This window comes from Janthinobacterium sp. MP5059B, from assembly GCF_001758645.1.
Lineage (GTDB): Bacteria > Pseudomonadota > Gammaproteobacteria > Burkholderiales > Burkholderiaceae_D > Janthinobacterium > Janthinobacterium lividum.
Map to the genome: position 1 here is coordinate 96,289 of NZ_LRHX01000004.1, position 24,652 is coordinate 120,940.

The 24,652-nt window shown below is 64.1% G+C and carries 28 protein-coding genes; 16 read left to right on the forward strand and 12 right to left on the reverse strand.

Annotated elements, in window-relative coordinates:
* Positions 1 to 154: 154 nt before the first annotated feature.
* The 7 genes from JAB1_RS02765 (at position 155) to JAB1_RS02795 (ending at position 6,709) form a co-directional block, all read left to right on the forward strand.
* Positions 155 to 2,263, forward strand: a complete 2,109-nt coding sequence (locus tag JAB1_RS02765) for a serine hydrolase domain-containing protein (protein ID WP_070278613.1) — start codon at positions 155 to 157, stop codon at positions 2,261 to 2,263.
* A gap of 119 nt (positions 2,264 to 2,382) precedes the next feature.
* Positions 2,383 to 3,213 carry a transporter substrate-binding domain-containing protein gene (locus tag JAB1_RS02770; RefSeq protein WP_034786287.1) on the forward strand — a complete coding sequence of 277 codons (831 nt, stop codon included), beginning with the start codon at positions 2,383 to 2,385 and terminating at the stop codon, positions 3,211 to 3,213.
* Between the two features lie 128 nt (positions 3,214 to 3,341).
* Positions 3,342 to 4,025: an amino acid ABC transporter permease gene (locus JAB1_RS02775; RefSeq protein WP_070278615.1), complete on the forward strand. Its 684-nt coding sequence runs from the start codon at positions 3,342 to 3,344 to the stop codon at positions 4,023 to 4,025.
* Positions 4,025 to 4,717, forward strand: a complete 693-nt coding sequence (locus tag JAB1_RS02780) for an amino acid ABC transporter permease (protein WP_070278618.1) — start codon at positions 4,025 to 4,027, stop codon at positions 4,715 to 4,717. Before JAB1_RS02775 ends, JAB1_RS02780 begins: the two co-directional genes overlap by 1 nt.
* A complete protein-coding gene (locus tag JAB1_RS02785; protein ID WP_070278620.1) occupies positions 4,714 to 5,457 on the forward strand; it encodes an amino acid ABC transporter ATP-binding protein in 744 nt (247 codons plus the stop codon). Before JAB1_RS02780 ends, JAB1_RS02785 begins: the two co-directional genes overlap by 4 nt.
* A gap of 129 nt (positions 5,458 to 5,586) precedes the next feature.
* The gene (locus JAB1_RS02790) at positions 5,587 to 6,153 is read left to right on the forward strand and encodes a glycine zipper domain-containing protein (RefSeq protein ID WP_070278622.1); all 567 of its coding nucleotides are present in this window, start codon (positions 5,587 to 5,589) and stop codon (positions 6,151 to 6,153) included.
* Positions 6,154 to 6,349: 196 nt separating this feature from the next.
* On the forward strand, positions 6,350 to 6,709 hold the full coding sequence (locus JAB1_RS02795; protein WP_034786275.1) for a hypothetical protein: 360 nt from the start codon (positions 6,350 to 6,352) through the stop codon (positions 6,707 to 6,709).
* Positions 6,710 to 6,729: 20 nt separating this feature from the next.
* Here the strand turns inward: JAB1_RS02795 and JAB1_RS02800 are convergent, their stop codons facing one another.
* A complete protein-coding gene (locus JAB1_RS02800; RefSeq protein ID WP_034786273.1) occupies positions 6,730 to 7,596 on the reverse strand; it encodes a universal stress protein in 867 nt (288 codons plus the stop codon).
* 86 nt (positions 7,597 to 7,682) lie between these two features.
* Positions 7,683 to 8,015: a hypothetical protein gene (locus JAB1_RS02805; protein ID WP_070278626.1), complete on the reverse strand. Its 333-nt coding sequence runs from the start codon at positions 8,013 to 8,015 to the stop codon at positions 7,683 to 7,685.
* 219 nt (positions 8,016 to 8,234) lie between these two features.
* Between JAB1_RS02805 and phbB the strand changes: the two genes are divergently transcribed.
* Positions 8,235 to 8,981 (forward strand): acetoacetyl-CoA reductase, encoded by a 747-nt coding sequence (gene phbB, locus JAB1_RS02810; RefSeq protein WP_071653288.1) that lies wholly within the window; start codon positions 8,235 to 8,237, stop codon positions 8,979 to 8,981.
* Between the two features lie 183 nt (positions 8,982 to 9,164).
* Here the strand turns inward: phbB and JAB1_RS02815 are convergent, their stop codons facing one another.
* From JAB1_RS02815 to JAB1_RS02845, 7 genes are all read right to left on the reverse strand, one after another.
* A complete protein-coding gene (locus tag JAB1_RS02815; protein WP_070278630.1) occupies positions 9,165 to 9,536 on the reverse strand; it encodes a TraR/DksA family transcriptional regulator in 372 nt (123 codons plus the stop codon).
* A 110-nt stretch (positions 9,537 to 9,646) separates the two neighbouring features.
* The gene (locus tag JAB1_RS02820; RefSeq protein WP_070278632.1) at positions 9,647 to 10,066 is read right to left on the reverse strand and encodes a VOC family protein; all 420 of its coding nucleotides are present in this window, start codon (positions 10,064 to 10,066) and stop codon (positions 9,647 to 9,649) included.
* A gap of 83 nt (positions 10,067 to 10,149) precedes the next feature.
* The gene (locus JAB1_RS02825) at positions 10,150 to 10,617 is read right to left on the reverse strand and encodes a hypothetical protein (RefSeq protein ID WP_052140479.1); all 468 of its coding nucleotides are present in this window, start codon (positions 10,615 to 10,617) and stop codon (positions 10,150 to 10,152) included.
* Complete coding sequence (locus JAB1_RS02830; RefSeq protein ID WP_083299531.1) at positions 10,602 to 11,420, reverse strand: hypothetical protein; 819 nt, start codon at positions 11,418 to 11,420, stop codon at positions 10,602 to 10,604. The genes JAB1_RS02825 and JAB1_RS02830 overlap by 16 nt, the downstream gene beginning before the upstream one ends.
* 88 nt (positions 11,421 to 11,508) lie before the next feature.
* Positions 11,509 to 12,309, reverse strand: a complete 801-nt coding sequence (otnI, locus tag JAB1_RS02835; RefSeq protein WP_070278634.1) for a 2-oxo-tetronate isomerase — start codon at positions 12,307 to 12,309, stop codon at positions 11,509 to 11,511.
* 244 nt (positions 12,310 to 12,553) lie between these two features.
* Positions 12,554 to 13,924: a DEAD/DEAH box helicase gene (locus JAB1_RS02840; protein WP_034786262.1), complete on the reverse strand. Its 1,371-nt coding sequence runs from the start codon at positions 13,922 to 13,924 to the stop codon at positions 12,554 to 12,556.
* Between the two features lie 188 nt (positions 13,925 to 14,112).
* Positions 14,113 to 14,355 carry a hypothetical protein gene (locus JAB1_RS02845; protein ID WP_070278636.1) on the reverse strand — a complete coding sequence of 81 codons (243 nt, stop codon included), beginning with the start codon at positions 14,353 to 14,355 and terminating at the stop codon, positions 14,113 to 14,115.
* Between the two features lie 216 nt (positions 14,356 to 14,571).
* On the opposite strand from JAB1_RS02845, the gene JAB1_RS02850 reads away from it, so the two are divergent.
* Together JAB1_RS02850 and JAB1_RS02855 are read left to right on the forward strand one after the other, a co-directional pair.
* The gene (locus tag JAB1_RS02850) at positions 14,572 to 15,225 is read left to right on the forward strand and encodes a hydrolase (RefSeq protein ID WP_070278638.1); all 654 of its coding nucleotides are present in this window, start codon (positions 14,572 to 14,574) and stop codon (positions 15,223 to 15,225) included.
* A gap of 67 nt (positions 15,226 to 15,292) precedes the next feature.
* Positions 15,293 to 17,149, forward strand: a complete 1,857-nt coding sequence (locus tag JAB1_RS02855; RefSeq protein ID WP_070278640.1) for an amidohydrolase — start codon at positions 15,293 to 15,295, stop codon at positions 17,147 to 17,149.
* A 14-nt stretch (positions 17,150 to 17,163) separates the two neighbouring features.
* On the opposite strand, the gene JAB1_RS02860 is transcribed toward JAB1_RS02855, so the two are convergent.
* Genes JAB1_RS02860 through JAB1_RS02870 form a run of 3 tightly spaced genes read right to left on the reverse strand, consistent with a single transcriptional unit; the run spans position 17,164 to position 19,621 of the window.
* Positions 17,164 to 18,522, reverse strand: coding sequence for a vWA domain-containing protein (locus JAB1_RS02860; RefSeq protein ID WP_070278643.1), 1,359 nt, complete (start codon positions 18,520 to 18,522; stop codon positions 17,164 to 17,166).
* On the reverse strand, positions 18,522 to 19,133 hold the full coding sequence (locus tag JAB1_RS02865; protein WP_070278645.1) for a TadE/TadG family type IV pilus assembly protein: 612 nt from the start codon (positions 19,131 to 19,133) through the stop codon (positions 18,522 to 18,524). Before JAB1_RS02865 ends, JAB1_RS02860 begins: the two co-directional genes overlap by 1 nt.
* Positions 19,133 to 19,621: a TadE/TadG family type IV pilus assembly protein gene (locus JAB1_RS02870; RefSeq protein WP_070278839.1), complete on the reverse strand. Its 489-nt coding sequence runs from the start codon at positions 19,619 to 19,621 to the stop codon at positions 19,133 to 19,135. Before JAB1_RS02870 ends, JAB1_RS02865 begins: the two co-directional genes overlap by 1 nt.
* 561 nt (positions 19,622 to 20,182) lie before the next feature.
* Between JAB1_RS02870 and JAB1_RS02875 the strand changes: the two genes are divergently transcribed.
* The 6 genes from JAB1_RS02875 to JAB1_RS02895 all read left to right on the forward strand — a co-directional run bounded on the left by JAB1_RS02875 (position 20,183) and on the right by JAB1_RS02895 (position 24,618).
* A complete protein-coding gene (locus tag JAB1_RS02875; protein ID WP_070278647.1) occupies positions 20,183 to 20,872 on the forward strand; it encodes a response regulator transcription factor in 690 nt (229 codons plus the stop codon).
* A gap of 204 nt (positions 20,873 to 21,076) precedes the next feature.
* Positions 21,077 to 21,250, forward strand: coding sequence for a Flp family type IVb pilin (locus JAB1_RS28605; protein ID WP_071650303.1), 174 nt, complete (start codon positions 21,077 to 21,079; stop codon positions 21,248 to 21,250).
* Between the two features lie 116 nt (positions 21,251 to 21,366).
* Positions 21,367 to 21,927 carry an A24 family peptidase gene (locus JAB1_RS02880; RefSeq protein WP_083299534.1) on the forward strand — a complete coding sequence of 187 codons (561 nt, stop codon included), beginning with the start codon at positions 21,367 to 21,369 and terminating at the stop codon, positions 21,925 to 21,927.
* A 42-nt stretch (positions 21,928 to 21,969) separates the two neighbouring features.
* Entirely contained in the window at positions 21,970 to 22,797 is an 828-nt protein-coding gene (cpaB, locus tag JAB1_RS02885; protein WP_070278651.1) for a Flp pilus assembly protein CpaB, read from the forward strand.
* Between the two features lie 27 nt (positions 22,798 to 22,824).
* Positions 22,825 to 24,336 carry a type II and III secretion system protein family protein gene (locus JAB1_RS02890; RefSeq protein WP_070278653.1) on the forward strand — a complete coding sequence of 504 codons (1,512 nt, stop codon included), beginning with the start codon at positions 22,825 to 22,827 and terminating at the stop codon, positions 24,334 to 24,336.
* 9 nt (positions 24,337 to 24,345) lie between these two features.
* Positions 24,346 to 24,618, forward strand: coding sequence for a hypothetical protein (locus JAB1_RS02895; protein WP_070278655.1), 273 nt, complete (start codon positions 24,346 to 24,348; stop codon positions 24,616 to 24,618).
* Positions 24,619 to 24,652: the final 34 nt, after the last annotated feature.

Consider the following 24,652-nt stretch of genomic DNA (forward strand, 5'->3'; position numbering starts at 1 on the left):
CATGTGCTACCCCTTTGCAACATTTTCATCAACGCCGGTGCCGTTCGTGCGGGCTGCGTGCATTTCGTGCACGGCCCGCCAACGGTGTGTGAAAGACATTTACCATGCATCAGCGCCGTGCTGTGCACACGGCCCTCACCATGGAATCATGACTATGCAAAGCAGCAAATACTACGGTTTCGCCGGCGCGCTGGCGCTGTTCTGCGGCATGGCGCAAGCCGCCTCCGCTCCCTCCGCTGGGCTGGCCGCGCGCCTGGCGGATTTCGATGGCTGGGCGGCCCGGCGCATGGGCGCGGAACGCATTCCGGGCGTGACCGTCGGTTTCAGCCAGGGCGACGTGGAATGGGTGAAGGGTTACGGTTATGCCGATCTGGAAAACCGCGTGCCGGCCACGGCCCAGTCCAGCTACCGGCTGGCGTCCGTCACCAAGCCCATGACGGCGGTGGCCATTTTGCAACTGGTGGAACAGGGCAAGATCGACCTGGATGTACCCGTGCAAACCTATGTGCCGTATTTCCCCGTCAAGCCGTTTCCCGTGACGGTGCGCCAGCTGCTGGGCCACCTGGGCGGCATCGACGCCTACCGCGACAGCAAAGTGGAACAGCATTTCAAGGAACACAAGGACACGCGCCAGTCCATCGCCGTCTTCGAACAGTTCGACCTGATCGCCGAACCGGGCACGCGCTTCCGCTACACCAGCTATGGCTACAACTTGCTGGGCGCCGTCATCGAGGGCGCTTCGGGCGAAAGCTATGGCGGCTACATGCGGCGCCACGTGTGGGGGCCGCTGGGCATGGACGCCACCGTGCTGGATGACCCGGACGCCGTGATCGCGCACCGCGTGCGCGGCTACCGGCTGGCCGGCAAGGAGTTGAAGAATTCCGAATTCGTCGACATCAGCAGCCGCTTTTCCGCCGGCGGCACGCGCGCCAGCGTGCCCGACATGCTGGCCTTCGGCCGGGGCGTCCACGACGGCAAGATCCTGTCGGCGGCCAGCGTGGCCGCCATGGTGCAGCCGATGGCCACGCGTGCGGGCCGCTTGACGAATTACGGCATGGGCTGGGAAATCCTGCCGACGGGCGGGCGCTACGCCATTGCCCACAGTGGCCAGCAGCCGGAAACCGTCACCTACCTGTACAGCTTTCCTTCGCGCAAGCTCACCATCGCCGTCGCCGCCAATCTCGAGCGCGTCAATCCCGAGGCCTTCGTGCAGCGCCTGTTCGAAGTGGTCACGGGCGAACCGTGGCAGCTGAACACGTATATTGCCGATGCGGGCGCACAGCGCGCTTACCGGGTGGCGCAAGGCATGTTCGAGGAAGGCAGGGCGCATGCCGAGCGCACGGATCAAGCATATGCCGATGCGGCCGCCACGCGCGAGGCATTTACGCAAATCAATCTGCAAGCGCTGGCGCCGGACGCCCAGGCGGCGCGCGCTTATATCGATGCGGCCCGCCATCCCGCAGGCGGCCGCGTGTTTCTCACGGCTGGCGCCAGCATGGCAAGGCAGCTGCGCGATGCCGGCATCGACCTGAATCAATACTCGCGCGGTGGCGCGCTGGCGTTTGCGCGCGACTATATCCTGTTGTCGCAAGGTACAAAGGCCGGTGCCTTGCCGCGCTTCGACGCCGCCTTCGAACAGGCCATCGTGGCCCTGGCGAGCAGCTGGGACCGCACGGCCGCCATCGCCTGGCCGGCCGCACCCGCCTCGGCATCCATCGCCGCCCTGGATAGCCAGCTGCGCACGGCCTTCCGCGGCCAGCGCGCCTATCCCGATTTCGTGCCCGAACTGCAGGAACTGGCGCAAGCGTCGTCCGCGCGCGGCGAGACGGATACGTCGCTGGCGGCCAGCCGCCTGGCCGTGGAGCTGTATCCGCTCAGCGACCGCGCGCATGCGCTGCAAGGCTTGACCTTGCTGCGCGCCGGCAAGACGGAGCCTGCCCTCGCCGCCCTGCGCCTGGCATTGGACCGCGACCCGCTGGGCGCGGCCAGTCCTGCGGCGCTGAACCTGGAAGCCTACCGTTTGAAAGGTGGCGGCGCCGTGTCGCAAGGCATGGCCGTGCTGCAGGCGGCCGTCAGCCTGCATCCGCGCGACGCGAATCTGCAGGACAGCCTGGCCGAGTTTTATGTGGAGCAAGGCTTGCGCCCGCAGGCGGTGGCCGCCTATCGCCAGGCGCTGCAGCTCGACCCCCGCTATCCGGGTGCCGTGGGGGCAAAAGCGGCGATCATTCGCTTGGGCGGCGAGACGAAGGCGCTGGCGCCTTAGTTGATGTCTTCGCTGATGCCTTAGATGAATTCTGCATAAACATGGGTGAAAAGATTCCTTTTTGGAAATAAGCGTGCCGCGGTCTAATGGCGGCATTCATTATTCACCAGAGGAATTCCATGCAGACCCGTCTTCACTTCGCCGCGCTTCTTTTCACCTCCATCGCCTTCACCCAGGTGGCGCAAGCGGACCAGTTGGCCAGTATCAAGGCGAAGGGCGAGCTGGTCTGCGGCACTCTGGGCACGGATGAACCGAACAGTTTTATCGACGCCAAATCGCGCCAGCTGGTCGGCTATGAAGTGGACCTGTGCCGCGCCATCGCCCAGGGCCTGGGCGTCAAACCGGTGATCAAGCAGCTGGCCGTGGCCGCCCGCATTCCTGAGTTGCAGCAGGGCCGCATCGATATCCTGACGGCATCGCTGACGCACAACAAGGAACGCGAAGCGCTGATCGATTTTTCCCTGTCCACGTTTTACACGGGCCAGCGCGTGCTGGTCAAAAAAAGCAGCAATATCACGACGGTTGCTGGCCTGGCCGGCAAGAAAGTGCTGACCGTCAAGGGCGGCACGCAGGAACCGAATATCCGCAAGGCCGTGCCTGGTGTGGATGTGGTGACGTTCGAGACGGCGGGCCAGGCTTACTTGGGCTTGCAGCAGGGCAAGGGCGTCGGCTATGTCGATGATGAAGTCTCCTTGCTGAATAACTACGCCAAGCTGGGCGCCGCGCAAAAGGATTACATTGTGCTGCCGCAAAACATCAGCCAGGAAGTGTTTGCCTTCGGCATCCGCAAGGGCGAGACGGGCGTGAAAACAGCCGTCGACCAGGTGCTGCGCGGCCTGGAAAAGTCGGGCGAGGCAGAAAAACTGTTCTTCAAATGGTATGGCCCGACGAGCAACGTGAAATTCCAGAAGCGCACATTTAAAATTGAATCGGACAAGATCGACGCCTAAGCAAACCTACTGCGCGGCTCGCTTTGCGGCCTGCGATGCTCACCGTGCTCCAGCACGGTTGCGCTTCTTAGCCGCAAATCACTGCCGCTCGCTACGGTTTTCTTAGGCATCAATGATATTTCACCATCATGCTCCAATTTGATCTGAACTTTTTGCTGGCCGGCGACTACCGCGACTGGTTGCTGTCCGGCCTGCTGTTGTCATTGCAACTGATGGGCATTACCTTGCTCTTTTCCCTGCCGCTGGCGTGCGGCGTGGCCATGCTGCGCCTGGCGCCGTCGCGCCTGCTCAACGGGCTGGGCGCCGCGTATGTCGAACTGATCCGCAACGTTCCCTTGCTGGCCCACTTCCTGTTCTGGTATTTCGGTGCGCCCGAACTGCTGCCCGACGCCTGGAAGGAGCGCTTGTATGCCGGCAATATCGAAGCCGTCAGCGCCGTCACGGCCCTGACTTTATATACGGCCGCCTACATGGCGGAAGACATCCGCAGCGGCATCCGCGCAATACCCGCCCAGCAATTCGAGGCGGGCCGGGCGCTGGGTTTCAGCTTTCTCGCCACCATGCGCCTGTGCATCGTGCCGCAGGCGCTGCGGCTGGCCGCGCCGCCGCTGTTGTCGCAAACCCTGAACCTGTGGCAAAACACCAGCATCGCCACCGTCATCGGCGTGGCCGAGCTGATGTACCAGACGCAGCGCGTGGAAGCGGCCTCGTTCCGCAGCGTGGAAGCGTTCGTCTTCGCCAGCGCGGCGTATCTTGCCGTTTCGCTGGCGATCGCGGGCCTGGCGGCCTTGCTGCAAAAGAAGGTGTCCTGATGCTGGAACTGATCCACGATTATTGGCTGTATTTCCTCGTCGGCCGCTATCCCGAGGGACCGCTGGGGGGCCTCGCGCTGACGGTGCTGCTGGCCAGCCTGGCGCTGGTGCTCAGCTTGCCGTTCGGCTTGCTGCTGGGGCTGGCGCGCCTGAGTCCCTGGCGGCTGCTGCGCTGGCCCGTCGCCGCGCTGATCCACGTGGTGCGGGGCATTCCCTTGCTGCTGGTGATCTTCTGGGCATATTTCTTCCTGCCCAGCATCACGGGTCACGAAAGCGGACAGTTCGGCACCATGCTGGCGGCCCTCGTCATCTTTGACGGCATTTATCTGGCGGAAATCGTGCGCGCCGGCGTGCAAGCCGTGCCCAAGGGGCAAGTGGAGGCGGCCCGTTCCCTGGGCTTGACATACCTCGACAGCATGTGCCAGGTCGTCCTGCCGCAGGCGCTGCGCCACATGCTGCCGTCATTGGTCAACCAGTTCGTCTCGACCATCAAGGAAACCTCGCTGGGATACATCATCGGCCTGGCCGAAGTGTCGTTCATCGCTTCGCAAGTGAACGGCCTGGTGCTGACGAAACCCGTGCAAGTGTATTTCCTGCTGGGCATGACCTATTTTGTCTTGTGTTTCAGCCTGTCGCGCGCGGCCTTCTGGCTCGAGCGGCGCCAGGCGCGTCTCTTGAAAGCGGCTGCATGATCACCTTTGACAACGTCAACAAATACTATGGCGACTATCACGCCTTGAACGGCATCAATGAGCAAGTCGCCAAGGGCGAGGTGCTGGTCGTGTGCGGGCCGTCCGGCTCCGGCAAGTCGACCCTGATCCGCACCATCAACCGTCTGGAACCGATCGCTTCGGGCCGCATCACGGTGGCGGGCCAGGACATTTATGCGCCGGGGCTGGACGTGAATGCCTTCCGTTCGCATATCGGATTTGTTTTCCAGCAATTCAACCTGTTTCCCCATCTTTCCGTGCTGGACAATTGCGCGCTGGCGCCGCAGCGCTTGCGCGGCTTGACCCGGCGCGAAGCGGAAGAGCGGGCGCTGGCCCTGCTGGAACGGGTGGGTCTGGCGCACAAGGCGCGCGCCATGCCGTCAGCCCTGTCGGGCGGGCAGCAACAGCGGGTGGCCATCGCCCGAGCGCTGGCCATGCAGCCGCCGCTGATGCTGTTCGACGAACCTACCAGCGCGCTGGACCCGGAAATGGTGGGCGAGGTGCTGCAAGTGATGCGCGACCTGGCGCAGGGCGGCATGACGATGGTGTGCGTGACGCATGAAATGGGTTTTGCGCGCGAAGTGGCGGACCGGGTCTGGTTCATGGACCATGGGCAAGTGCTGGAACGGGCCACGCCCGACGAATTCTTTGCGCGGCCGCAACATGCGCGCGCACAGCAATTCCTGTCTGATATCCGCAGCCCCTTCAGCGCGTCTGCTTGAGTGAGCATATGATTGGGCATGGGAGTAAGCGGCTGTGTGCGTAAGCGAACGGTATCCTGGCGTTGTCTGGCGCACGCTATCGAGGCGGCGCATGGTGCGCCAGCAGCAGCCGACGAGGAGGGCCGTATCATGTCACGCATCATCGCAGGTCATTTTCAGTTGCAGGAGCAGATCGACGTCGCGCGCGCCGCGCTGAACCAGGCGGGCTTTTCCGATAGTCGCATCAGCGCTTTCTTTGTCAACCAGCCGGGGCAGCATGATCTGCATGCGCTTGGCGGCGACCGCGACATGTCGCCGGGGGCGAAGGAAACGCCGGAGGGCGTGGTGGAAGGCGTGGCCGTCGGGGCCGCCGTGGGCGCGGGCATCGGCGCGGTCACCACCCTGGCGACGGGGCCGCTGGGCCCGGTGGTGGGGGCGCTGGTGGGCGCCCACGTGGGTTCGCTCTACAGTTTCAATAAGATGAAGGACGCGGGCGAAGCCGAAAAGAATGGCGAAAGCAATGGCGAAAACCGCCGCCAGCCACGGCATCCGGGCATGCTGATCGCCGTGGCGCTGGGCGGCCTCGACGAGCGTGAACGGGCGCTCGAGGCGCTGCACCGGCTCGGCGCCGAGCATATCGAGGAAGCGGAAGGCACGATCGCCAATGGCGACTGGCATGATTTCGATCCGCTCAGCATTCCCGTGCTGGTGGCGTGAATCGGCGCGCCAGCCGTGCAATATGCATAAATGCCGCGCTGCATGAAATTTAGGTATGATCCTTGTTAGTATTCGTAATTATTGGTAAACAATGCCGACAGGGATAGTTTCCGCGCGCCCGAAGTGACACTGGACCAAGGTGACTGCCTGTAGTACTTGCCTCGCATGCTAACGAGTATGGATAGGAGGTCGCGTCATGACACAGGCATGGTTCATTCTGACACGGGCCGATGGGCGCGACATCTGTGCGCCCTCGCCGGCACAGTTGGCCGATGCGCTGGCCGAGGTCTACCGCGGTGGCGGCGTCGCGCCGGACGGCAGCCCGGCCGCCGTCCTGTTGCGCTTTGGCTACGACGATGGCTTGATGTATCAGGTCGAAGTCGCTAGCGGAGGCGAAGTCACTTTCGAGGAATGGTCGGACCGCGATTGCGAAATCGCCCTCGCCAGTCCGCGCCACATGTCGGCCCTGCCGCAGGGCGACGCCCTGCAGCTGTGGCAGTGGCTGGCGCAGCGCCAGGTGGCGAAGATCCGCAGCCTGCCATGGCAGGGCGGCTAGCCCGCCGCTTTCACTCGTCCCTAGTGCGCCATCAGCACGGGAATGGTCATGCTTTGCAGGATCGTGCGCGTGACGCCGCCGAGAATGGTTTCGCGCAGGCGCGAATGGCCATACGCTCCCATCACCAGCAAGTCGGCCGACAGGTCGGCTGCCTGCGACAGCAGCGCTTCGCCGATATCGCCGCGCCGCACGCCCCCGCCATCGAGCAAATGCAGCCGTGCTTCCACGCCGTGTCGCGCCAGGTAGTGCGTCAGTTCCGCGCCCGGCTGTTCGCCATGTTCGGCCGCGTGCACCTGGGCATCGAAGATGGCCACGTGGACTTGTCCGGCGCGTTGCAGCAGGGGCAGGGCGGCGCTCACGGCGCGGCTCGCTTCCTTGCTGGCATTCCAGGAAATGAGCACATTGCGCGCCGCTGCCGGCGGCGCCAGCAGGGGTAGCGGCGGCGCATACGGCACGATCAGCACGGGACGGCCCGAATGCAGCAGCACATAGGCGGGAAAGTCGCGCATCACGGACGGCGATTTATCCTTGGCATTGTATTGGCTGATGACGACCAGGTCAGCATAGCGGGCCAGCAGGCTGATGCCGCCCGCCGCCTCGTCGTCGAGCACGCGCTGCTCGAACGAGGCGACGCCGGCCGCGCGCACCTGCGCCTCGAAACCGTCGAGGGCGCGCGTCGCCCGTTCCCGCAGGAAATTCAAATGCAAGCTCAGGTTCGGATCCGCATCGAGGTCGGGCTGGTTCTGGTACAGCAGGCGCGACACGCCCGTCAGCGCCACGCCCGTCAGGTGGCCGCCGCACGCCTGGGCGATGCTGGCCGCCGCTTCGATGCGGGCGGCGCGCCCGGCGCTGTCGTCGATGTGGAGCAATACGGTCTTGTACGTCATGGCCTGTCCTCTCGCTGTGCAGTAGGGATCATTCTGGCACAGTCCGGGGTGCCGGCCGCGCACGACTGCGGCCGGCGCTTGCCGCCTCAGCTCATGGCGATGATGATGATGTCGGCGTCGCAGTTACGGTAGTGAATCACGATGACGATGATGCGCCGCAATTGCGCCGCCTTTTGCGCCACCTCCGCCATGGCGCGGCTGGCGCGGTTCTTCATCGTCACCTGCACTTGCGAGGCATCGCTGACGGGGATGCCCATGGCTTTCAGCGCCGCTTTCGGATTGGCCATCAGGGCCAGCGCATGCTGTGGATCGAGCTCCGCCTGATGCACCGATTCCACGTCGCTCATGCCGGGATTGATGTCGTTGAACAAGTCCCTCAATGCTTCTGTGTCGTCCTGGATTTCCATCGCGTTCTCCATGTGAGTCTTACCTTCAAGCAAAGTCTGCACGGCTTGCCTGTCGAGGTGCCATCACCTCACGGATGAGTATAATTTTGACAATTTTTCATGCATGGATGCAGCGCAGGCAGACGCTGCTAGATGCGGGCTCAGCCTTTGATATGGCGCAATGCCGCTTTCAAAAGTGCCACTTACACTTGATCCCACGCAGAACAACCATAACAAGCGGGAGAGACAGCAATGAATGAGCAAAAAGTAGCGCTGGTCACGGGTGGCATGGGCGGCCTGGGCACGGCCTTGTGCCGCCGCCTGCATGCGGCGGGCTTTGCCGTCGTGGCGGCGCATACGCCGGGCAATGCCCGCGTGGAAAGCTGGCTCGACAAGCAGCGGTCACAGCAGTATTATTTTCACCCGCTGGCCCTCGATGTGGGCGATTTCGATGCCTGCAGCGAGGCCGTGGCAAGCGTGCTGGCGCAGTTCGGCCGCATTGACGTGCTGGTCAATAACGCCGGCATCACGCGCGACCAGAGCATGCGCAAGATGGAATTGCCGCACTGGGCCGAGGTCATGCGCACCAATCTCGACAGCCTGTTCAACATGAGCAAGCAGGTGCTCGAGCCGATGCTGGCTAATCGCTGGGGCCGCATCATCAATATCTCGTCCGTCAACGGCCAGAAGGGCGCGTTTGGCCAGTGCAACTACGCGGCGGCCAAGGCGGGCGTGCATGGCTTCAGCAAGGCGCTGGCGCTGGAAGTGGCGCGCCATGGCATCACCGTCAACACGGTGTCGCCCGGCTATCTGCGCACGCAGATGGTGACGGCCGTGCCGACCGAGATCCTGGAAACGAAGATATTGCCGCAGATTCCCCTGGGCCGATTGGGCGAACCGGACGAGGTGGCGGCCCTGGTCGCTTATCTGGCGTCCGACGAGGCGGCCTTCGTCACGGGCGCGAATATCGCCATCAATGGTGGACAGCACATGAGTTGATCCCGCGTGCAGCTGGATACGTGAAGCAGGGCAATGGCAGTAGAGGAGACCCGTCCATCCAGCCGGCGCACAGACGCTGGCGGGGGCGGCTGGCAGCATGGTCGTCACGCTGGAAAACAGGGGGCAGGGCAGCGATGCCTTGCCCTTTGTCGTGGCGCAGCCGTCATGGCACTGCCACGCTACTCAGCGCTGGGTTTTTTCCAGCCGCGTCTGGCAATCGATGCACAGGCGCGCTTCGGGGCGCGCGTTCAGGCGCGACAGGCCGATGGCTTCGCCGCAGTTGTCGCACAGGCCGTAGCTGCCGTCGGCAAACTTGGCCAGCGCGTGCTTGATGATGGCCAGCTGCGCCAGGTTGTGTTCGGCCGCTTCGCTGACGAGGGCGTTCAAGGTGCGCACGCTGGCGTTGTCGGCCGGCGAGGCTTCGATTTCATTGAGCAGCGAGGCGCGCGCGTCCGCTTCCGCCGTTTCATTCTCGATCTGTTCCAGCAACGCCAGCTTGCGTTGCTCCAGCACGCCCTGCAGACGCTGCAGCTGGTCTTGCGGCAATCCATTCATGGTTGTCACCCGGTAGAGGTTACTTCCATCATGGTAGTCCAAGATTGGCGACTCTGCTTGCGCTACCACCCGCGCCGCGTTTGACGCGGCGCAGGCTGGCAGCGGCCGTTCTATGCTGGTTCCTTGAGGCAGTTGACCATCCAGGCCACGCCGAACTGGTCTTTCAGCATGCCGAAGCGTTTGGCCCAGAACGTTACTTCCAGGGGCATCTGGATGTTGCCGTCACGCGCCAGCGCGTCGAAGACCCGTTCCGCCTCTTCCGGCGTATCGACGGTCAGGCAGATCGCGCTGCCGCTCATGCCCTTGGCGCCATCTTCGCTGCAGCCGCCGTCCGAGCCCATCAGCATGGTGGGTCCCAGCTGCACGGAGCCGTGCATGATCTTGTCATACCAGTCTTCCTTGACCTGGTCCTGGCCCGGGCTGCCCCGATACGGCATCAGGCACAGGTCCGTGCCATGCAGGTGCTGGCGGTAGTATTCCAGCGCTTGCGCGCAGTTTCCATTGAATTGCAAATACGGTTCGATACGCATGTTGGTCTCCTCTGGTCATCGCCCCGCAGGCACGATTGCCAGGCGGGGCCGTCCCAGTATAGGCGCTTGCCGGCCGATTTCAATCAGTCCGGCGCCATCTCTTGCAGCCGCTCACGCACCCTGCCCAGAGTGGCGAGGATGCGCTCGGGGTTGCCGGCGAGGACGGCGCTGCCCAGGTGCAACAAGCTCGTCGCCAGGCTGATCCAGTGCCGCACGTCGTCGTTGCGGGCGATGCGCAGGCGCACCGTGTCGAGCAGGCCGCTGAGCTGGCGCTGCGCCGTTTCCAGGCCCGCCACGGTGTGTCCTGCGGCATCTGCATACAGCTGGTTGGCTTGCTGGCGCAAGGCCACTTCCAGGGCGAAGACGGCTTGCGCCTGGCTGTGGCTGATGCCATTGGCGCCCTGGCTGGCGCGCTTGCGGATGGCGCGCATGACGGCGCCGTGCAAGGTGACGGCCGCCTGCGACAGGCTGTCGGCCAGTTGCTCGACGCGCATGGCGCTGCTGAGAGCCGCTTCGCGGCGTTCGCTGCTGCTGCCTACCGATCCGTCCATCTTGCCTCCGTGGTGGTGAGGGTGGCAGCGAGCTGCGCGTGTTCGCGACCCAGTGCCGCCAGTTGCCGGCGCGCCAGGGTATGGCGCAGGCCAACCAGGCGGTATTCCTCGGTTTTGCTTTGCTGCATGTTTTTCGCCAGCACGGCCAGCAGGCGCTGCTGCGGCGTGTCCGCATAGGCGATTTCCACGTCAAGCAAGCCGAGCACCATGTCGCGCTCGTTATCGCCGCTTTTGTCGTACAGCGCCAGCAAGCTGTCGAGCGCGGCCAGCAGGGCTTGCAGCGGCGCGTCACCCTCGTGCAGCACTTGCGCCAGGTGCGCCTGCTGGCTGGCCGCGCCGCCCAGGCGCGACAGTTGCTGCAGCAGCAAGGTATAGGCGCTGACATGGCGGTCGTCGATGCCGCTGCCTGGCCAGGCGCGGATGGCGGCGCCGGCGCCGGCCAGTTCGGACTGCACGTCATACGCATCGGCATCGGCCATCCGGCCCAGCGCCTGCAGGTACAGGCGCACGGCCTGCGCCAGGCGCGCGACATCGGCCTGCGCGGCGCGGCGCTGCACATCGAGCAGGCGTTCGCGCGCATCTTCGGCCGGCGACAGATAGGGGCGGGCGCGCTGGTAAGTGTCCACGTGGCGCTGCGACAGTTCGTTGAAGGCGGTCAGGGCATCGGTGCCGGCGGCCAGCGCGCGCACTTGCGCCAGCTCGGGGCGCGAAGTGGTGCAGCTGCACAGCACGGCAGCCAGGAAGAGGTTCAGGTACAGCTTCAGGCAAAGGGCGCGGCGATGGCGGGCGGGCAGGGTGGACACGGCACCTCTCGACAGGAAATACTGTATGGAAAGGTATTGTCGTGCCGGCCTGCGCCGGCCGCCTTGTGCGGGCGCAAGCGCGCTGCGATCAGGCGCCCAGCGTGCCCGCTGTGCCCGTCAATTGCTCGCGCCAGCCCAGTCCCGCGACGGTATCGCTGGCGGGGCGGTATTCGCAGCCGACCCAGCCTGCGTAGCCGACCTGGTCGAGCAGCTTGAACACATGGCGGTAGTTGATCTCGCCCGTGCCCGGTTCGTGGCGGCCCGGCGTATCGGCGATCTGGATGTGGCGGATCAGGGGCAGCATGGCGCGGATGGTGTTGCTCAGCTCGCCCTCCATGCGCTGCATGTGATAAACGTCGTATTGCAGGAAGATATTGCTGCGCTGGCAGTCGGCGATGATGTCGGCCGCCTGCTGGCTATGGTTCAGAAAGTAACCGGGCATGTCGTAGCGGTTGATGGGCTCGATCAGCACGTTGATGCCATGCGGACGGCAGGCGTCGGCCGCAAATTGCAGGTTGCCGATCAGGCTTTGCCGCGCCCGCTCCAAGCTCATGCCGGGCGGCACGATGCCGGCCATGCAGTGCAACTGCTTCGCCCCGAGCGCCAGCGCATAGTTGAGCGCCAGTTGCACGTTGCCGCGGAATTCCTCGCCCCGGCGCGGATCGCAGGCAATGCCCCGCTCGCCGTGCTCCCAGTCGCCTGGCGGGAAGTTGAAGACGGCCAGCTGCAGCTGGTGGCGTTCCAGCCGCATGGCGATCTGCCGCGCCTCGACGGCATAGGGGAACAGGAATTCGACGGCATCGAAGCCCGCTTCCCTGGCGGCGGCAAAGCGGTCGAGGAAGGGCAGTTCGGTAAACATCATGCTGAGGTTGGCAGCGAAGTTCGGCATGGCAGCACGCAGGTGAGGACGATGGATACTATCCTAGCCCAAATCGGCAAATGGTGGCGTGCATGAAAAAACCGTTCCAGAAGCAAGTCCTGGAACGGTTTTTATCGTCTTTTTGATAAAGACAAATGCTGCCTGAAAGCGTAGCGAGCGGGAGTGATATTGCGTCGAGTCGCGCAGCCGTACAAGAGTACGGCGAGCAACGCAAACGCAATAGCGCCCCGCGCAGTAGCTTTCAGGCCGCGTTTTAGCGGCCGCGGCCGCCGGAACGGTGGTTCGCTGCCGAACGTGGCGCATTGCCCGAACGGTTGCCGCCGCCACCGCCGCCCGATGGGCCGGCGCTGCGTGGCTTGGCGCCGCTGCCGCCGGTTTTCACGCGCACGACGGCGCCGGCTGGCGCGCGGCTGTTGTTGCGGTGGCCGCCGGTGCCGCTGCGCAATTGCACAGGCTGGGCGCGGGCGTTCAGGTCGGGCTCGAAGCCCGGGATGACTTCGCGCGGCAGGGTTTGCTTGATCAGCTTTTCGATGTCTTTCAACATTTCGTGCTCATCCACGCAGACCAGCGACACGGCTTCGCCCTTGGCGCCGGCACGGCCCGTGCGGCCGATACGGTGCACATAGTCTTCCGGAATGTTCGGCAAGTCGTAGTTGACGACGTGCGGCAACTGGTCGATATCGATGCCGCGTGCGGCGATGTCGGTGGCGACCAGCACTTGCAAGGTGCCATCCTTGAACTCGGACAGCGCGCGCGTGCGTGCCGACTGGCTCTTGTTGCCGTGGATGGCCAGGGCGCCGATGCCGTCCGCGCCCAGTTGCTCGACCAGTTTATTGGCGCCATGCTTGGTGCGCGTAAATACCAGCACTTGCGTCCAGTTGTTCGACTTGATCAGGTAGGACAGCATCGGGTGCTTCTTGTCGCGGTCGACCGGATGGATCTTTTGCTTGATCACTTCGACGGTCGAATTGCGGCGCGCCACTTCGATCATGGCTGGCTTGTTCAGCAAGCCGTCGGCCAGGGCCTTGATCTCTTCCGAGAACGTGGCCGAGAACAGCAGGTTCTGGCGTTTTGGCGGCAGTACGGCCAGCACTTTCTTGATGTCGCGGATGAAGCCCATGTCCAGCATGCGGTCGGCTTCGTCCAGGATCAGGATTTCCACTTTCGACAGGTCGACGGTGCCCTGGCCCATATGGTCCAGCAAACGGCCCGGCGTGGCGACGAGGATGTCGACGCCATGCTTGAGCTGCTTGATTTGCGGGTTGATGCCGACGCCGCCGAAGATCACGGTCGAGTTCAATTTGGTGTACTTGCTGTAGGCGCGCACGCTTTCCTCGACCTGCGCGGCGAGTTCGCGCGTCGGGGCCAGGATCAGGGCGCGGATCGGGCGCGTCGAGGTGTTGCTGGTGATGGAAGCGCCATTGGCGTCCGTCGACAGGCGGTGCAGCACGGGCAGGGTAAAGCCGGCCGTCTTGCCGGTACCGGTTTGTGCACCGGCCAGCAAGTCGCCGCCAGCCAGCACGGCGGGAATCGCCTGCGACTGGATCGGGGTCGGCACGGTGTAGCCGTGTTCGGTAACGGCACGTACGATAGCGTCGGACAATCCGAGGGAGGAAAAGGACATGGTAACTTTATTGTGAGATCGGCCTGTCGCCATCGTGGGGCGCCAGTCGCAGGCAATCAGATTAGGGGTCGAAAGACAGCGGCAAGGGGACTGGTCATATGTGCCGCACACGCGAAGTATAACAGCCTGGCAAAAACGCGCCTGTTTTGTTTCAGCTTTGCAATGCCGCAAGTAAAGAAAAAGGGTGCCTAGTCGTCGATCTCGTCGACGGTGTAGCGCACTCCCTGCGCATCGAGCCAGGCGCGCAGGGCTTCAAGGCCGTGCCACGGGTCCGGTCGCAGGTGCTGGCATATATACAGGCCGGCGTCCGTCAGCCTGGCGTCCGTGTCCGGCATGGCGCCTGACGCCGGCGGCAGCGCCGCCAGCAGCGGTGCGATGTGCTGGCGCTGTTCCGGCGTCAGGCTGGCCGTGACCCTGAATTCAAATCCCATGTTTTCTCCTGGATGCGCGGGCTGCCGCCGCGGTTATTTTTCATCATCGAAAAAATCGAATATAACTTCGCATTCTTTCCGTTTTTGTTTTCAAAGTATCTCGTCCATACTGCATAGCACTGGCCCGGCACACACAGCGTGACGCAAGGGCAGGAGCAGAAACATCATGCAACGACATCTTTTTTATGTTCAATTATTTTCACTAAGGAAAACATCATGCCTATCGCCACCGCCCAAGCCGCACAAAAACTGCTGACCCCTAACGATCATACCCTGATCATGATCGACCACCAGTCACAGATGGCGTTCGCCACCCGTTCCATCGACCTGGCCCTGCTGCGCAACAATGCGGCCCTGGTGGCCAAGGCGGCGACGGAATTCAAGGTGCCGACGATCCTCACGACGGTGGCAGCCAAATCGTTCTCCGGCCCTATTTTTGACGAAATCCAGTCCGTCTTCCCGGAACAGGCGCCGATCGACCGCACCAGCATGAATACCTGGGAAGATGCGCGCATCGCCGACAAGGTGAATGGCTATGGCAAGGGCAAGATCGTGCTGGCCGGCCTGTGGACCTCCGTCTGCATCGTCGGCCCCGCGCTGTCGGCGCTGGAGCAGGGCTTCGAGGTCTACGTGATCGCCGACGCCAGCGGCGACGTCTCCGACGAAGCGCATGCGATGGCCATGCAGCGCATGATACAGGCGGGTGCGCAGCCGATGACGTCCGTGCAATACTTGCTGGAACTGCAGCGCGACTGGGCCCGTGGCGAGACCTACAACGAGACGGTGGCTACGGCCGTGGCGCACGGCGGCGGCTATGGCCTGGGCCTGATCTACGCCAAATCCATGTTCAACGCCAGCGAAGGCCATTGATTGTTCACTGACCCCGGTTCCGCCGCCTGCCGGCGGGACCGTGTTTTCACCTGATTCGGGAGTTCCCATGCACGCAAACACGATCTTGCTCAATGGCCGTTTCCATACGGTCGACAGGACGCAGCCGCTGGTGTCCGCCGTCGCCATCGCCGATGGCAAATTTCTCGCCGTGGGCGACGTTGAAGACGTGATGCGCCATCGCGGTCCGGCCACGCAGGTGATCGACCTGGCTGGCCGCACGGTGATTCCCGGCCTGAACGACTCGCACCTGCACCTGATCCGCGGCGGCTTGAACTACAACCTGGAATTGCGCTGGGAAGGCGTGCCTTCGCTGGCCGACGCCTTGCGCATGTTGAAAGAACAGGCGCTGCGCACGCCGAACCCGCAATGGGTGCGCGTGGTGGGCGGCTGGACGGAATTCCAGTTCGCGGAAAAGCGCATTCCCACGCTTGATGAAATCAACGCGGCCGCGCCGGACACACCCGTCTTCATCCTGCACCTGTATGACCGCGCCCTGCTGAACCGCGCCGCCCTGCGCGCCGTCGGCTACGACAAGAACACGCCGAACCCGCCGGGCGGCGAAATCGTGCGCGACGGGGCCGGCAACCCCACCGGCTTGCTGATCGCCCGCCCGAACGCCATGATCCTGTATGCGACCCTGGCGCAAGGCCCGAAGCTGCCGCTGGAATTGCAGGTGAACTCCACGCGCCAGTTCATGCGCGAGTTGAACCGGCTCGGCATCACCAGCGCCATCGACGCGGGCGGCGGCTTCCAGAATTATCCCGAGGATTACGCCGTCGTCGACGAACTGGCGCAAAAAGAGCAGCTGACCATCCGCATCGCCTACAACCTGTTTACGCAAAACAAGGGCGCGGAATTGCAGGACTTCCAGAAGTGGACGGGCATGATCAAGCCGGGCGACGGCACGGACTTTTACCGGCATAACGGCGCCGGCGAAATGCTGGTGTTTTCCGCCGCCGACTTCGAGGATTTCCTCGAACCGCGTCCCGAGCTGGCGGCCGGCATGGAAGACGAGCTGGAAAAGGTCGTGCGCCACCTGGTCGAGCAGCGCTGGCCGTTCCGCCTGCACGCCACCTATGACGAATCGATCAGCCGCATGCTCGACGTATTTGAAAAGGTCAACCGCGACACGCCGTTCGGCGGCCTGCACTGGCTGTTCGACCACGCGGAAACCATCAGCCCCCGTAATATCGACCGGGTCAGGGCGCTGGGCGGCGGCCTGGCCATCCAGCACCGCATGGCGTTCCAGGGCGAGTACTTCGTCGAACGCTATGGCGCCGATGCAGCCAAGGCCACGCCGCCCGTGCAGCGCATGCTGGACGCGGGCGTGCCCGTGGGCGGCGGCACGGATGCCACGCGGGTGGCCAGCTACAACCCGTGGACGGCACTGTACTGGCTGGTATCGGGGCGCACCGTGGGCGGCCTGGCCCTGACGGATGCGGCGGGCAGATTGTCGCGCGATACGGCGCTGGAACTGTGGACGGCGGGCAGCGCCTGGTTCTCGAGCGAGCAAGGCAAGAAGGGGCGCATCCGCGAGGGCATGCTGGCCGATTTGAGCGTGCTGTCGGCCGATTACTTCGCCGTGCCGGAAGAAGCGATCAAGTCCATCGAATCCGTGCTGACCATGGTGGGTGGCAAGATCGTCTACGGCCAGGCGGAATTTACCCATCTTGCGCCGCCCTTGATTCCCGTGCTGCCCGAATGGTCGCCCGTGCGCACGGTGCCGGGACACTACCGTCCCGTGGCCAGGCCGGCGCAAGCGCAAGCCATGCTGCCGCACCAGTGCGCGGGCGCCTGCGGCGTGCATGCGCATGCCCACGACCGGGCGCGCGCATCGGCCGTGCCGGTCAGCGATTTTTCCGGTTTCTGGGGCACCTTGGGCTGCAGCTGTTTCGCCTTTTAGCGGCTGGCCAGGCGTTATTTGGAAATGCGCAGGATGGCCGAGGCGAGCCGGGTGAAGCAGGGACTCAGGTCGCTGTCGCTGGCCGCATAGCAGTACAGGCCCACGGGTTCGGCCGGCTTGCGGCAAGTCGCTTTCGCATCGGTGGTATTGGCCAGGCAGCGCAGCAAGTCTTCGCCCAGCTCGTTGTCCGGCCCTTCCTTGGTTTTCAGCGATGCGCCCATGCCCAGGGTAAAGACGAAAATGCCTTCCTGGCGCGCCTTGGCCGCCATCGCTTCGACCAGGTTGCGTGAGGCGCGGTGCACATTCGTCCATTGCGCTTGCGCCGTCGCGGTGGAAGCGGTCACGACGCGTGGCGAGTTGGTGACGATGGGAAACTCGCGCAGCGCCGCGTCGTTGGCGTGGGCGGCGTCATTCGTCGCGTTATACCATGCGGGAAGCGCGGTGATCTGATTGGCGGCGCAATCGCCGTACTGGAGCGTGTCGCTCACTTTCATCCGGTACAGGCCCGCCAATGCGGGGTTTTGCAGTTTCGGAAAGGTGGCGAGGCCGCCTGCGTCCTTGCATTTGTTGTCCTTGTTGGGAAAGTACGAGGAAAATGCCGCCGGCGAGCCATCGGAGAAAAACACGATGACGCGCAGGCTGGAGCGGTTGACCTGCTCGATGTCGTTCAGCTGTTTGCGCGCCTGGAACATGCCGGCGGAGGAGTTGGTGCCGCCGACAAAGGCGAATTGATCGATCTTTCCACCTTTCATGGTCATGCCGCCGCGGTCGAAGCCGCGCTCGATCTGCCTGATCGGGACGTCGATTTGCGCTTCCGAGGCGAAGTGCAGCAAACCGACCCGGTCGACCGTGGCGTTGAACTTGTTCAGGAAGGACTTGCCCGCCGCCCGCACGGCGTCCGCATTGTGTTCCAGCGAACGCGACGTATCCATCACCAGCACCATGTCCAGGTCCTTGCGGATGGTTTGCGCGCTGGCGGCCACCTCCAGGGTCTTGAAGCCGAGTACGCCCATCAGCGAGACGGGCAGCGAGGCGCTGGCGGAGACGTCGATGGTGACGGTGCCCTTGTCGAACGTGACGTCGACGGGATGGAGGGTCGGCGTCGACAGCAGGAAGTGGTCCGGATAATTGACGTCAAAAAAATCCTTTGCCGACTGGCGCGCCCTGGTCCGCTGTTCTTCTTCCGAGTTGCCCGCAGTGACGCCGCGCGCCGCCGCCAGGCTGGCCGCGTCGACGGCCGCGTTGAGCTTGGCCTTGACGAAGTAGCCGAGGGCCGAATCGATGGCCAGGCCCACGGAGGCGATCAGGACGACGGCCGACAGCGCCACCATGACCAGTACTTGCCCGCCTTGCCGCTGGTGTGGAATGCGCATCAGAATACCGTCATCGAAGTCAGGTTGGGCGCCAGCACGGGCGTCGTGCTGTTGCCAAATTTCAATGTGCCGAACAGCATGTCGAAATTGTAGAAAGTTTCCACGGCGTAAATCAGGTCGCCATCGGCCAGCTGGCTCTGCATCAATGACACCGTGGGGGCGTATTCGTCCTTGGCGATGCCGGTGCACGTGCCATCGCGCCAGCTGCCGCATTGCCACACCTGGCTGGCGGGCAGGTAGCCGCTGGCCTTTGCGCCGGCGTCCCAGCGGTACTGTTCCAGCACTATATTGCGCAAGCCGCCCTTCGCCGTGTAGCCCATGATCTTGGTGATGTAGATCATGCCGCGCCCGTGCATGTCCAGCGGCGGCGTGCTGGCGGCCAGCGCATTCATGATGCCCTGGCTCGAGCCGCTCAGGTCGGACGTGGCGCGCGCGGACAGGTTGGCGCCTTCGCGGCTGATATTGAGCAGGATGGTCTTGGCCTGGATGGCGCGCGACAGGTCGACCAGCATGAACAGCAGCAAGGCCAGCAAGGGCAGCACGATGGCAAATTCGATGGCGGCGATGCCACGCGCGGCGCGGCGCGGAAAACGGAAGGGTGGCGCGCGCATCACAGGCCGCCAAAGCTTTCATTGCGCATGGTGGCCGCCACGACGAAATGCGCCTGGCCGTCGCGGAACAGGGCACGGATCATAGGCGTGGCAAACGCCCAGCGGCAATCGACGGAAATGACGACGATATCGCCGGCCTGGCCGAACATGGCGGCGCCCACCGCATCGCTGCCGTTGACGGAGATCACGGGGCTGACCTTGTCATACATGCCCATGGAGCTGTCGCGTATCTTTTGCATGACGGCGTGGTAGCGCTGCTGGTTGGCGCTGTCGGGGTCGAGGTCCCTGGCCCCCGTGACGGCATAGCGCGCCCCTTCGCGGACCGCATGCTGCATGGTCATATTGGCAAAATAAGCCATGCTCAATTCAATGATGCCGATTATCAGCATGAGAAAGACCGGTGTTATCAGGGCCAATTCGACCAGGGTGGTGCCAGCCTGTCCGCTGTGCTTGCGGAATATGCGGGAATCGGCCTGTTTTAAGCGCATGGGAATAATCCGGTTAAGTTCCGCGATGACGAATGTCGGGCGGATGGCATTGCGCCATTTGACTGGCAATTATTCTATATCGATTTTCAAGGGCGTGTCCGCCATTTAAATTATTACAGGTCAAGATAATCGCAATTAACTGCGTTATTTCAAACGTGCCGGCCCCGTCGCTACAGGGCCGGGAGTAATATGCGCGGGTATGAAAACAGGCCTGGTGTCAGGATTGTCCTGCGTGCAGGCAAGGACTTGTTTTGCAAGGTGATGCAACAAAAATGCTGCAATGTAAGCAACAGCAGCGGTGGCAGCAGCGATGGCGCGCCAGCGGCGCGTCCGCCCTGGCCACGCTGCCCATCCATCGGCACACGCCCGGCATGCGGCGACCGCTGCCGTGGGGCACGCACCGCGTTTGCGCGTGCCGGCCCAACGCCTCTTCCTTCGTGCCCCCATGACTTCTTCCCCCCGTGCGCGGCAGCAGAAGGCGCGCGCGGACCAGGCAGGCAACCCGATTCGGATCAACCACCTTCCCCCGAAGGGAGTGGGCTACAAGTAAAGAGGTAAAGCATGTCAACAAACAATGTCATACGCGTCATGCTGGTGTCGGACCACAAGACCTGGCTGTGGGGCCTGGAGCAGTTGCTCGCCGGCGCCCAGCCCGCGATGCAGGTGGTGGCCAGCTCCACCGAGATCGACAGCGCGCTGCTGCTGGCGCGCACCCTGTGTCCCGACGTCATCGTGCTCGACGCCGATCTTGGCTGTGGCGGCGCCTGCGCCATCGATTATCTGCCGCAGCTGCTGGGCAATGGCGTCTCGCGGGTGCTGCTGTTCAGCGGCACGCAGGACCAGGCAGAGTGCGGGCGGGCCGTACGCAGCGGCGCGCGCGCCGTGCTGGGCAAGGAAACGTCCGTCAAGCAACTGATCGACGCCATCGCCCGCCTGCATCGAGGCGAATTGTGCCTGGATCCGGCGCTGCTCGACAGCATGCTGGGCGTGCTGAACAAGCCGGAAGCGGCGCCCGACCCGGAAGAGCAGCGGATTGCCAGGCTGACGCTGAAGGAGCGCAAGATCGTGGCCATGATGGTGGAAGGAAATGGCGCGCTGAACCGTGCGATAGCCCAGCGGGCTTTTATCTCGGAGCAAACCTTGCGTAATCATCTGACATCGATCTACAGCAAGCTCGATGTCACCAACCGCCTGGAATTATATGTGTACGCCACCCGCAACCGCCTGGCCGAACCCGTCCATGCGGAATGACAGTACATATGTCCTGATTATGGACAAAAAATTAAGATGGTTTGTACTGGGCATAAAATGACTTTTCTCTGATTCGATTTAATGTTTGTTTATATAAAATACACGCATCAGAAAATGGCAAATAAAAACAAGGATAATGTTTTTATTTTCAGACTGTATTTTCAGTTTTTATCATGTTTAAAACTTGACCTGAAAGGGAATAATATGAATTTCATTAAAAACTTTATCGCCGAAGAAGATGGCGTGACTGCCATCGAATATGCGCTGATCGCTGCGCTGGTGGCTGCGGCGCTGGTCACGGCCGTCGGCTATTTCACCACCGGCCTCGATGGCGCCTTCAAGGCGATCGGCACCAAGCTGACGGGCGCGGCGATCTAAGGCGCCTGCCCACCGCGCTGCACCCCGGCAGGCCGGCTGCCCTTGCGCACCGGCCTGTCGACCTCCCGCCCAACGATGCGCATGCCGTCATGCCATCGGCTTGCATCAGGTACACGATGGACCCTCATTCTTTCTGGACGTTCAGCCCCGCCATGGTCTTGTGGGGGCTGCTTGCCGCGGCGGTCTGGCATGACGTGCGCCGCCGGCGCATTCCCAACCGGCTGGTGTTTTCCGGCGCCTTGCTTGGCGTGCTGCTCAACAGCGTGGCGCTGCCCGGAGTGACGCCGGCCGGGCCGTGGCTGGCGCTGGGCGGCCTGGCCGTCGGCCTGGGCCTGCTGCTGCCCATGTACGCGATGAAGGCGCTGGGCGCGGGCGACGTCAAGCTGATGGCGATGGTGGGAGCTTTTCTTGGTCCCGGTCCCGCCGTGTTTGCCGTGCTGTGCAGCCTGCTCGCTGGCGGCGTGCTGGCGCTGGCCATCGCCCTGTGCCAGGGCACGCTGCGCCAGGCGTTGGCGAATGCCCGGCAATTGCTGCTGCAAGGCTGGCTGCGCGCCGCGGCAGGGGAAGTGCCGCGGGTCGATGCGCCCGCCGTGCCGGGAGGCAAACTGCCGTACGCGATCGCCATTGCCGCCGGCACCGCCATCTGGCTGGCCCTGGCGGCGGGCGGCCATGCATGACATGCGCGTCCGGAAACCCAAGTTTTACCAAGAGGAAAAATCATGAGAAATAGCCGCGTTGCGATCGTGCTGCTGCTGGCGCTGCTGATGGCGGGGGGCGCCGTGCTGGCGGCGGCGCGCTGGATGTCAGGACAAGGCGCGCCGGCCAGCCAGACGGTGATGGTCGCGCTGGTCGATATCGGCGTGGGCGCGAAGGTGACGCCAGCCATGCTGCGCGGCATGGACTGGCCGGCGGGCGCCATGCCGCCGGGGGCGTTTGGCGATGCCGGCGCGGTGGACGGGCGCATCACGCGCACCGCCGTCAGCAGGGGCGAGCCTGTGCTGGAAAGCAAGCTTGCGCCGCCCGGCGCCACCGGCGGCCTGTCGGCCATCGTGGCTGCCGGCAAGCGCGCCATGACCGTGCGCGTCAATGACGTGGTGGGCGTGGCCGGCTTCGCCCTGCCGGGCAATTTCGTCGACATTCTCGTGCATACGCAGGATGACCGGGCCAGGCCGGCGGGCGGCGGGCCGCTGGCCATTTCCAAGATCGTGCTGGAACGCATCCTGGTGCTGGCAGTGGCGCAAGAGTCCGGCCGCGATGACAACAAGCCCAAGGTGGTCAATGCCGTGACCCTGGAGCTGACGCCGGAGCAGGTGGAGAAGCTGGACCTGGCGCGCAGCGTGGGCAGCTTGTCGCTGGTGCTGCGCAACCAGGTCGATCCGGCGCCCGTCACCACGGGCGGCGCCACCAAGGAGTCGCTGCTGGAACTGAAGGCGCCGGCGGCCGCGCCGGTGCGCGCGGCGCGGCGCCAGGCGGCCCCGGCACGCGCTCCCGCGCGCGACAGCGTCACCGTCATCAAGGGCATGGATACGAGCGTCCAGCAATTTTAAAAATCAGCAGGCAAGCAAGGATGATCGATGAACAAATTTCGTAAGCACGCCGCGGGTGCGGGCATGCGCCTGGCCCTGATGCTGGGCAGCGCGGCGGCAGGCATGGCCTGGCCGGTCAGCGCCAGCGCGGCGGCGCCGGCCAGGCAGGCCGTCATGTCGCCAGTCGCGGCGCCAGCCATGTCGCTGGGCGCCGATATCGCCCGCCTGGGCGCGCCCGTGCGCATCGCCGTGGGCAAGTCTACCTTGCGCAACCTGAGCCTGCCTGTGTCGCAGATCGCCGTCAACGATCCCCGGGTGGCCGGCGCCAGGATGCTGGGCACGTCCAGCCAGCTGTTCGTCTGGGGCCTGGCGCCGGGCAGCACCAACCTGATCCTGTGGGACCGGCAGCAGCGCCCCGTGATCGTCGATATCGAAGTCGAGGTCGATGTCGAAGGCTTGCAGGCGCAGCTGGCCTATGTCTTCCCCGGCGAGCGCGCCGTCAAGGCGGGTGCGGCCGGCGGCAGCATTGTGCTGTCGGGGCAGGTGAGCGACAGCGTCAAGGCCAGCCAGATCCTCGAGATGGCGCAGGCCTACGCGCAGCGCGGCGCCGGCGAAGCTGCCGCGCCGGCCGAAGGCGCGGCCGGTGCGGCCGGCGGCGTCAAGGTCATCAATATGCTGTCGATCGCGGCGCCGCAACAGGTCATGCTGGAAGTGAAAATCGCCGAAGTATCGAAGACCCTGGTCGACCAGCTGGGCGCCAGCGTGGGCATCAGTGGCACGCGCGGCAACTGGACGTATGGCCTGCTGTCGAACCTGCTCAGCGGCAACCCCAGCCAGCTGGGCGCCGTGCACGGCAAGAATGGCAACGGGCTGACGCTCGATGCGCAAAAGCGCGACGGCCTGGTGAAGGTGCTGGCCGAACCGAACATCATGGCCATCAGTGGCCAGGAAGCCAGTTTCCTGGCGGGCGGCAAGATTTTCATTCCGGTCGCGCAAGACAGCACCACCAACAAGATCACGCTGGAAGAAAAGGAATTCGGCATCGCCGTCAAGTTCACGCCCACCGTGTTGGAGGGCGGACGCATCAACCTGAAGGTGGCGCCGGAAGTGTCGGAGCTGAACCGCGAAGGCATCGGCATCACCACCGGCGGGGGCGCCACCGCCAATGCCGTGCTGCCGGCCTTTACCACGCGGCGCACCACCACCACGGTGCAGCTGTTCGATGGCCAGAGTTTTGCCGTGGGCGGCTTGATCAAGAACAATGTGACGACCAATATCAAGGCCTTGCCCTTCCTGGGCGAGATTCCCGTGCTGGGCGCGCTGTTCCGCAGCAGCGATTTCCAGACCGACCGCACGGAACTGGTGTTCATCATCACGCCGCATTTGGTCAAGCCGCTCGACGGCACGCTTGACGGCGATATCGTCTTGCCGACCGACGCCTATGTGGCGCCCAGCCGCGGCGAGTTCTTCTTGCAAGGAAAAATGGAAGGCGCTGCCGCGCCACGGCCACGGCAGGAAGCGGCCAGGCAGACACTGCCAGCCGGTCCGGACACTCAATAGGAGCACAGCATGCAGCATCCCCTTTTCCTCTCTGTGCTGCTGGCCGCCCTGGCCGCCAGCGGCTGCGCCGCCACCCCGAACCTGGACCGCCAGTTCGGCGCCAGCGTCGAGCAACTGCGCCTGCGGCAAGTGCTGTCGCCGCAGGCTGGCGCGAACCGCGACCCCGTGGCCGGCATGGACGGCAAGGCCGCCCAGGCCGCCTACGCGGCGTACCAGAAAAGCTTTGCCGCGCCCGCACCGCAAGGGGCCGCCTTGACCATCGGCGTCGGGGCGCGCCAGTGAGCCTGGCATCGTCACCACAGAACCAGCAAGGCAT